The organism is Streptomyces sp. NPDC046900 (assembly GCF_040644975.1).
Classification (GTDB): domain Bacteria; phylum Actinomycetota; class Actinomycetes; order Streptomycetales; family Streptomycetaceae; genus Streptomyces.
Genome location: NZ_JBEYXD010000165.1, coordinates 1 through 8677 on the forward strand (window position 1 = coordinate 1; position 8677 = coordinate 8677).

An 8677-nucleotide genomic window follows, 5' to 3' on the forward strand; every position below is an offset into this window, starting at 1 on the left:
GCCGCGGGCGGCTACCTGGTGCTGCGGCGTCGCAGGGCCTCCCGGGGCTGACATCTGCAGGGCATGACGGTGCCCCCGCACCCGTCCGGGCGACGGGTGCGGGGGCACCGTCGTATGCGGATCGGGGCTGAGCAGGCGAGACGCTGACCTGAGCGTTCGCGGAACGCTCGCCGACGTTCCCCCCTTGCTCCCCGCCACTCGCCGTCCGGTCGGGCACGCAGGGGGCACGGTGATGTACCGCGTGAGCTGCGGCGCTCGAAGTTATAGGCGAATGACGACCAGGGCTATGTCGTCGCTGGCGCCGTTGGCGACGCCGAGGCGGGCCAGCAGCGTGTCGGCCAGCTGGTCAGGGGCAAGGGTGGTGTCCTGAGCCAGGGCGTCGGTCAGGCGGGCCAGGCCGGTGTCGATGTCCTCGTCGCGGCGCTCGATGAGGCCGTCGGTGTAGAGCACGAGAGTGTCCCCCCGGGTGTAGGTCATGCTGGCCTGAGGGCGGGGGACATGATGCGGGCGGGCGCCCAGGGGCGGATCGGTGGCCTGGTCCAGCAGTTCGCAGGTCCCGTCGCGGCGGAGCAGGACGGGCGGTGGGTGCCCGGCACTGCTGTAGATGATCAGTCTGGTGCGGGGGTCGATGAGTACCTTGACCGCGGTTGCGGCCGTCGCGCATTCAATGGAGCGGGCGTACAGACCGAGGATTTCCAGGGCCTGGGCGGGGCTGGGCAGGGCCCGGATGGCTGCACTCAGGGCGCTGCGCAGCATGCCCATGACGGCCGCGGCGTGCAGGCCGTGGCCGACGACGTCTCCGACCGCCACCGAGTAGCGGTCGGGCGGCAGGTCGACGAGGTCGTACCAGTCGCCGCACACGTTGAGTGATGTCGTCGCGGGCAGATACCGCACGGCGACGTTTTCGTAGCGGAGCAGGTCAGGGTCGTCGAGCATGGCTTCCTGCAAGGTGACGGCGACCTGGCATTCGCGGGCGTGGGCTTGTCGCAACTCCTGATTCAGCCGCTGTAGCTCGCGCGCCCTCACGTAGAGCTCGGCTGCCATGCCATTGTCGAGCTCGGTGAACTGACGTGCCCCGGGTGAGTGGACGAAGGCGGTGACATCGTCGGCCCGCTGGACGACCCACTTCACGCTGCCGTCCGGCCCCCGAATCGGGGTGCGGACCACGGACCACCACCGCTCCTCGAACCTGCCCGGCTGGTCGGGGGCGGGCATGTCGTACCGCTGCAGCGTCAGAGTGTCCGGCTTCCCGGTGTCCAGGACCTCCAGCAATGATGCCTTTACGTATTCTGCGTCCTCGGGGGCGCCGGGATTCCCTGGTAGGGCGTCGAAGAAGTACTTCCCGATCAGCTCTTCCCTGGTTCGCCCGGTAATCTGCAGACATGCCGGGTTGACGTAGCGGATCACCAGGTCCTCGTCCAGCACCAGATACGGACTCGGCACGGCGTCACAGAAAGCTGTGAAATCGATGTCTAGTGACATACGCGCTCTCCACGGTCCGCGAGCGCGACCACCTCACATGTCATTCTATGGGCGATCCAGGGTCGGGGGCTCGCCGGCCTCAACCAGCGCCTGAGCTGCGCGGCTGGAATCTGGCGTGGGCGTCGGTTGACAGCCGCGAGGCGCCGGTTCACCGTCGTCCTCCGCAGACCGCGTGCAGGTGGCCACTCGCAGTTCCACCTGGTCAACAAGCGGCGTCGGTCTGACCAAGCTCAGGAGACGGCGGACGTCAGGTACGTCAGGTAGACCCCTCCCTCGCAAGCAGGCATCTTTTGCAGGGTCCAGCGGCCGTTGACGGTCGCGGAGGAGAAGTTCGACTCGGCGTCGTCCTCTTCCACCTCGCCCTCCTTCAGGGCGTATCCGGCCTTAGGGAGCTGCTTGTGCAGGAAGGCCAGCGCGGAGTCGAAGCCGCCCCGCACGACTGTGGCAACGACGAGCCGGTTACCGGTGCGATGCTGCACCGAGGTGACGACCGCGTCGTCGGGCACCGGCAGGGTCGCCGGGAAGTCCGTGGGAAACGGCAGTGAGGCGGCGGTGGGACAGCCGCGGGGCGCGGTGTCGACCACCTTCGCGGCAGACGGGTCTTCTCCTTGCACGGCCGCATACCGCGTCTGTCTCTCGGGTTCGGCGTGCTTGGTCGTCGCCGAGCATCCGGTGACAGCCGCCAGGCTGAGGAAGACGCCGACCAATGCGGCAGCGGGGACGAGCGACTTCACTTACTGGCCTCCTTTGGGCTTCTTGTGTGCGCCGCGGACCACGGCGTCGTACGCGCCGTACAGCGTGTTGCCGGTGGTCTGGCGGGCGATGGAGGCCAGTGCGTCGTAGTTCTGCGCGCCGCCGGTAGCGCAGGCGCCGGTGCAGCCGTCGGCGTAGGCGGCGAGCACGCGGCCCTGGGCGTCGAGGGTGACGTCGTTGAAGTCCAGGAGATTGCGGTCCTGGCCGCAGGTGGTGCCGCCGGTGCAGATCGAGCCCTTCTGGACCGGGTCGGTGGGGGTGGCGTCGACGGTGACCCAGGACTGGCCGCCGTCGTAGGTGGTGGACACGTACAGGTGCCAGACGCCCTTGAAGTTGGCCGTGTCCTGGTAGTTGCCGCCCGTGGTGGTGCCCAGGAAGGCGAAGGCGGCGCGGCCGTCGTCGCCTGCGGTCACGGCCGGGAAGACGATGTTCTTGATGCCGAGGGCAGCGCCGACGTTCTGGTCGTACAGCCACGTCTTGCCTTTGTCGTGGCTGACGGCGATACGCGCGGTGCCGTCGCTGTTCTGGTAGCCCATGTAGACGGTCCCGCCGGCCCCGATCCCCACGCTCGGGTCGGAGTCGCCGGGGGTGCTGGAGGGGTTCTTGCGGACCGTCCACGTCAGCCCGTTGTCCTCGGAGACGGCCACGGCCTGGTTGCCGCCGCAGCCCTTGTTGGGCACATATGCCGTGCCGTCCGGCGCGACCTTGACGTGCCCGTGCAGGCCTCCGCAGTCCAGGAGCGAGTACATCGGGACGGCGGGCCCGTAGGTCAGACCGCCGTCCCGGCTGACCGCGCAGGAGGCGTCGGCGATGTCCTGCGAGCAGTAGTAGACGGCGTTCGGGTAGGACGTGAGGGCGCCAGGTCCGCCCGGGGCGAAGGGGCCGCCGCCGATGGTCTGGTGGTCCACACCGGAGTTGATGCCGGAGCCGCTCGTCGGCGTCCATGTCTCGCCGTCGTCGTCGGTGTAGCAGGTCAGAGCGGTCTTGCCGGCGAGCTGCGACTCGAAGGTGCGGTGGGTGGCCGGGTCGGTGAACAGGATGGGGTCGAGGCTGGTGGTGCTGCCCTGGGGACAGCCGCTGGCCGCGTTCGCGCTCTTGTCCTGCCAAGCGGCGGTGCCGCCGCTGTCGTAGGTGACCTTGAGTGTCGAGGTGTACGCCTGGAACATCGCGGCGCCACTCGCGCGGTTCACGCCGATCGAGGGTTCACCGGCATTGTGCGCGTCCTTGATGGTGTCGGGCGCTGAGGAGTTGGCGTACGTCGGTGGGACGGCTGTGCTCGGAGGCGGATCGACCGGGTCGGCAACAAGGCTCGCCGTGCCGGTGAAGCTGTCGCCGAGCGGTGCGTACGGCACCACGCGCACGGTGTACGACGCCGTCAGCGCCGGAAGCAGCACGGTCTCGGGGTCGCTGGAGGACGCCGAGGCGGCCACCTCGCGGCCGTTCGCGTCGAGGACGTAGAGGTCGAAGTCGGCTGCGCTGTCAGGCCACTTGATGTCGATGCGCAGGCTGTGGCCGGCGTCGTAGCCCGCAGGCACGGACACCTTCAGGGCATAGTCGTCGCAGAGTTGCGGATTCCCGCAACTCACCGTCCCGGAGGTGCCCGAGACGTTGGGCACGACGAAGGGGCCGGCGCTCCACGTGGCCGTGAGCGCTGCGTCGCTGACCGATCCGGAGGACGAAGCGGCGGCGTCGGCCGACACATTCGGCAGGGCGCCGGCGACGAGCGCCATCAACCCGACGGTAATGCGCCCCCGCAACCGAGGATTGCGCTGGAGACGCAGGGCGGAGAAGAGAGCCACAGATACCTCGCGAGTTCGTGAGTCGGACGAGGACGGGTGGTGCGTGGCGATACTGATCAGGCCTTCGTCTGCTCTACGGGGAGGTAGGCGGCGTCCGTCGCAAGGAACCCGAACTCTCTTCGAAACGGTTTCCACAGCGCGCGGGGACCGAGCCGGGTCGGCGGCTCACGAACCCGATCAAGAAGCTGGGTGCGGTTGCGTGCTCGTCTCCAACTCGTGCCCCTGCCAGTTCATCAACCGCCGGCTTTGAGCGGCAACGCAGCTTCGTACCCAGAAATGGGACAGGCCGCGGAACAGCTGCTGGGTGTCGGTCGGCCATGGTGATTCGGCCGGCTCCGCGGCCGGGGCGGGCTGCGGCTCGGGCTGGGGTGGTTCGAGGGCGAGAACGTGCAGGGCAGCGGTGATGCTGGGCAACGCTTCGATCGGCGGCCTCACTGAGGTTGTCGGATTGGGCCGGGCACATTCCTGGGATCACTGCGGCACCTAGGCCTCTGAGAACCGCTGTTCGGCTTCCTGGGGTCGGCTCGGGTCATGAAGCTGGGCGCGTGGAGAACCTTGTGCATTGTCCGTCCGGGCACACACGACGGTCCATCAACGACGACGAGATCGTCGGCTGTGCGGTGGTGCCAGGTCCTGGCGGGCGCGCCCGTGAATCGCGTGACATACGACACTCGGCAGTCGACCAGAGCCTGTGCTGCAGGGCTGCGAGTGAGCAAACTCCGAGTGGGGCCGGGGCTGAACCTGAGCCGACCCGGAACGGCGGACAAACGAAAGCCCCCGCCCGGCCATAACGACCGAGCGGGGACATGGAGGGCGCCTCCAGCAGATCATCCGGGGATCCGGCGCTTCAGCCGCACCGAGAGCTCCTCACGAATCTCTGCCGCAAGGACTCCGTCTCGACCCCAAACGACGACCAGCTCCGCCACATGGCGCAGCTTGATGTTCGTACACATCGAAGTCTCGCGGAGCGCGTCCCAGGCCTCGTCAGGGGTCATCCGGCCCACGGCCACGATGACGCCCATCGCCTGGTCGATCGCTGCATGGGAGGTCACCGCCTGCTGAAGCTGAGCAACCTGGGTCTCCAACTGTCTGATCCGATCGGGGGTGTCGAGCTCCTGTACCGCGCCGGGGAGTTCGTCGGCGTGGGTGTCCACGTCGCCTCCGTGGTGTGGTGGTGGTCAGCACTCCATGGCTGGTCTGCCCTGCCTTGCGCAACGTAAGCCCCGCTTGGTCCGCGGGCCTACTGTCTTCACCGTCACACCGATGGCGCAGGCGCGCAACAATGCGCTACAGCTGGTGGCGCCATCTCGGCTCTGGGTTGCGGTGCGGCATGCGGATGCCCCTGCTCGCCGTGGAGAACGCACAGGGGCTCTATCGTGAGGCTGTCGTCCTCTCCACGCGTGCGGATAGCAGAGCCTCGGCGGTGTGAATCCTCGCCCTTGATGTACTGCGCGAACGGGTCTGCAAGGATCGCGACGTTTATCGCCGCACCCTGCATGATCTTCGGATCGCCCATAGTGGCGGCCGTGCCGCTCGACATCTGCCCGTACAGGACGGCAGCAGCATGTAATGCCGCGGCCGGAACTCCTGGTCTGTGTTCACGCTTCCCCTCCCGGTTCAGCTAAAGGTCGGTCCGGCCGCCGAAGTACTCGGGCACCTTCTCGCGCAGCGTGCGCTCCACATCGGCGAACTCGTAGGCCTCCGCAATCTCGCGAGGGAAGTGCCTGATCTTGGTGGACGATGCCCACTTGCCGGGCTGAAGGCTGAGGGCTACCGACTTTCGGCGCCGGGCGGTGTCACCGGTGGGGTGCTGGAACCGCTCGTATGGCGTCCAGGACCAGCTCTGATTTTGCGAGCAGGGGCAGACCCGTCACGGGGGGAAACGAGCCTGCCCCTGCACGCTGGCGCCCGCGAACCTCCCCCCGGAGTGCAGACGCCTCGACCCCGCCCGGGGTCACTACGTCCAGCGCGGCCCGGGACTGGAGTGTCACAGGTGACGGCCGGCGGTTGCAAGGTCAACACAATTGTGGATAAGAGCCCTTGACGGCGCCACGAAACGGCCACGAAATACGCAAAGGCCTTGGCGCGTCCGTCGTGGGTGCCGGAGTTCTACGCGGCCTCTCTGCGCTGCGCTTGATCACTTCATGGTGTGGACGATCCTTGGCCCGTGGCGCCCTGGGGCCTCTGACCTTCGCTGACGCCGATAGGACAGGTCATGCAGCGCGTCCCGAACGCCCCCACGCCGTGAACCCGCACATCGAATGGCCCAACCGCAACACAGTGGTTGCGGAATCTGCACAAGAACACGCCAGACGGCGCTCAATTGGTGCGGAGCGTCAAATTGGAACTACTGCGGCGTCGCCAACCGACCTCAGACCCAGGCAGCTTGTAGAGATGCTGTTCTCAAATCACGGCTATGCCTGCACGAATGTGTAGACCGCGCCCTTAACCAGCTGGGTAGAAGCGCGGTTTTACTGGATGCTCGGCACGCTCCGTGATTTCATCCTTTGCGCTGCCGGGGTCGCGCGACGGTTCCCGAAACTGGACGTAGCGCGCCTGCAGCCGCGGCTCGCGGTTTGTCCCCACATGGGCCGCTCCCCTTGCAGAACATTCATACGAAGGGCAGTCTTACTATGAACTCCGCTCCTCAGGTGCAGACCGTTGAGATCTCCGACGCTGAGCTCGACGACATCTCCGGCGGCCTCAGCCCGCACGCCAGCGTCATCGCCGGACCCACGACCCTCAGCGACTCTGATGTCCTGGCGCAGGTCGACGCAGTCAAGAGCGAGGTCATGGGAGCCGCCAGCCAGTACCACCAGGCCGGTGTCTTCGTCTCCTTCTGATCGGTAGCCTTGCGCAGCTGAGCCGTCGACAGTTGTCGCCGTGGCTCACACTTGAGCGCCCTCCCGCAGCTCCGCAAGGGCTTCGGGAGGGCGCTCATGCGCCGAGGGAAGACACCCGTAGTGAGCACCGCAATAGGAGTTCATCCTTAGCTACGTACGGGTTGTCGCGTTGCTACTAGGAGGGCTCAAGGCAGTCCCCTTGCCACCGCCAAGGTCCTTGTGTGTACGACTCTGCTGTCGTCCTCGTCTGCCGTCAGATCCGCAAAGCACCGGCACTGGTGTTGTCAAAGCTGAACGAGAGGGCCGCGCAGGTAGTCCAGCTCCGTTGCCAGGTAGAGGACCCGCCCGTCCCCGACCGGCAGGGATTGGCTGGGCAAGCGATCGAGTGAGCCTCGGGTCAAGCTAGACCGATCATGGCAATCGGGTCTACGTCGGCCACAGGTCCTCCCCGCGGCGCCCTGGCGCGGGTCGTGGCTGAGGTCGGAATCGAACCGGCGACCTTCTGCTTTCCAGGCGAGTTGATCCAGTAGCGTCCGCCGAAGTGGTGTACGCCTCGACGATGTTGCGCGCCCTCGCGCGCGGACTTACGCAGCGCGCTGTCCGCTGCCATCATGGCGTGGCCGACCTTCCTCTCCAGCTTGGTCGACCGCGCCCGGGTCCTGGACTGATCATCCAGGTCTCTCCCCCGGAGCGCCCCCCGGCGGGGCCCTGATCAGGTCTCGCCGGGCTGGACTTGCTCCTACGCCACGCCTGCGCCTCCTCCGCCACGGAGGACTGAGGCGGTCATACCCCTACCGCTGGGCGTGAATGGCGTGCATGATCGTTTCGCGCCCCCCACGCACGACGACGTACGCAGAGGGGGCGGTGGGAGCTTGAAGGGCCATGTGCAGACCCGAGCCACGGTGGTACGTGCCGGGAACACTGTGACGCTCGTATCCATCGAGGCCTGGTACCGCGGCCAAATCCTGGCCCCCGTCGACACGGCGATCATCGAGGCGGCGGCCGGCAAGCTTCGCCAGGATTTGCCCGAAACACAGCTGTGGGTGATGGCGCGGCTCACCGCCCAGTCCGCCGAGGACCTCGACCTCCAGCAATGGAACACCTGCCAGGGCGTGGATTCCCGTGCAGCGTGACTGCGGCACCAACGGGTGACCGGCACATCGCCGGAAACGGCTCGTCCCGGCCGCAGGGACCTCACCGTCGACGGCGCCTGTGTCAGAGTGAATCCCACACCCTCCGATCGGACAGCGGTCGCTCATCAGGCCTGCCTCGCTCACCGCTCACCGTTCACCGTTCACCGTTCACCGTTCACCGTTCACCGTTCACCGGCGAGGTGGGTACCGCCCGCGCAGCCGACTGCACTTCGACGCGCGCGTCCTCGGCTGCAGGCGGGCGATGACGCGGACGCCTCGGTACCAAGGGCCAACCCCAACACGCTTTCCGAGCGCCGAACCCGCCTGCCTCGCTGTGTGGCAGCCCACCGTACAGACTCCACCGTCGACGTCCGCAAACAGTGCGCCCCATCGATAGCTCGCTACTACGGCAGCCCTGCTTCCCTCGTCCAGTGTGCAAGGGCCGCAACAGCCGCCGTTGGAGCATCCGTTCCCCGCCCGGATTCGGGATCTGTGACGCTTGAACATTCGGGTGCGCTGTCTACCTGGCGGGTTCGCTCATCGCTCCGGCGACGGCGGACGGTTAGGGGGCGCCGCGCCCGTGGCGTGCCCGTTCGACAGGTACGCCAGGGGCGAGGGAGCACCGGAGCGCTCCATGAACGGGCCGGTCGGCGTTCTCCCACGTCAG

6 protein-coding genes are annotated in these 8677 nt (G+C 67.3%); 2 read left to right on the forward strand and 4 right to left on the reverse strand.

Going from position 1 to position 8677, the window contains the following annotated elements; genetic code table 11:
* Nucleotides 1–261 precede the first annotated feature (261 nt).
* The 4 genes from ABZ904_RS49375 to ABZ904_RS49390 all read right to left on the reverse strand — a co-directional run bounded on the left by ABZ904_RS49375 (nucleotide 262) and on the right by ABZ904_RS49390 (nucleotide 5188).
* A complete protein-coding gene (locus tag ABZ904_RS49375; RefSeq protein ID WP_359410453.1) occupies nucleotides 262–1482 on the reverse strand; it encodes a SpoIIE family protein phosphatase in 1221 nt (406 codons plus the stop codon).
* Between the two features lie 230 nt (nucleotides 1483–1712).
* The gene (locus ABZ904_RS49380; protein ID WP_361830712.1) at nucleotides 1713–2216 is read right to left on the reverse strand and encodes a hypothetical protein; all 504 of its coding nucleotides are present in this window, start codon (nucleotides 2214–2216) and stop codon (nucleotides 1713–1715) included.
* The gene (locus tag ABZ904_RS49385; RefSeq protein ID WP_361830714.1) at nucleotides 2217–3965 is read right to left on the reverse strand and encodes a sialidase family protein; all 1749 of its coding nucleotides are present in this window, start codon (nucleotides 3963–3965) and stop codon (nucleotides 2217–2219) included.
* A gap of 896 nt (nucleotides 3966–4861) precedes the next feature.
* On the reverse strand, nucleotides 4862–5188 hold the full coding sequence (locus ABZ904_RS49390) for an ANTAR domain-containing protein (protein ID WP_360997132.1): 327 nt from the start codon (nucleotides 5186–5188) through the stop codon (nucleotides 4862–4864).
* Nucleotides 5189–6667: 1479 nt separating this feature from the next.
* Between ABZ904_RS49390 and ABZ904_RS49395 the strand changes: the two genes are divergently transcribed.
* Together ABZ904_RS49395 and ABZ904_RS49400 are read left to right on the forward strand one after the other, a co-directional pair.
* A complete protein-coding gene (locus ABZ904_RS49395) occupies nucleotides 6668–6877 on the forward strand; it encodes a hypothetical protein (protein ID WP_361830716.1) in 210 nt (69 codons plus the stop codon).
* Nucleotides 6878–7800: 923 nt separating this feature from the next.
* Nucleotides 7801–8010, forward strand: a complete 210-nt coding sequence (locus ABZ904_RS49400; RefSeq protein ID WP_361830718.1) for a hypothetical protein — start codon at nucleotides 7801–7803, stop codon at nucleotides 8008–8010.
* The last annotated feature ends 667 nt before the right edge of the window (nucleotides 8011–8677 follow it).

Excerpts from the sequence above, each read along its gene's own strand:
- ABZ904_RS49395 (WP_361830716.1), top strand. The coding sequence starts at position 6,668 with ATGAACTCCGCTCCTCAGGTGCAGACCGTTGAGATCTCCGACGCTGAG.
- ABZ904_RS49385 (WP_361830714.1), bottom strand. The coding sequence starts at position 3,965 with ATGGCGCTCGTCGCCGGCGCCCTGCCGAATGTGTCGGCCGACGCCGCC.
- ABZ904_RS49375 (WP_359410453.1), bottom strand. The coding sequence starts at position 1,482 with ATGTCACTAGACATCGATTTCACAGCTTTCTGTGACGCCGTGCCGAGT.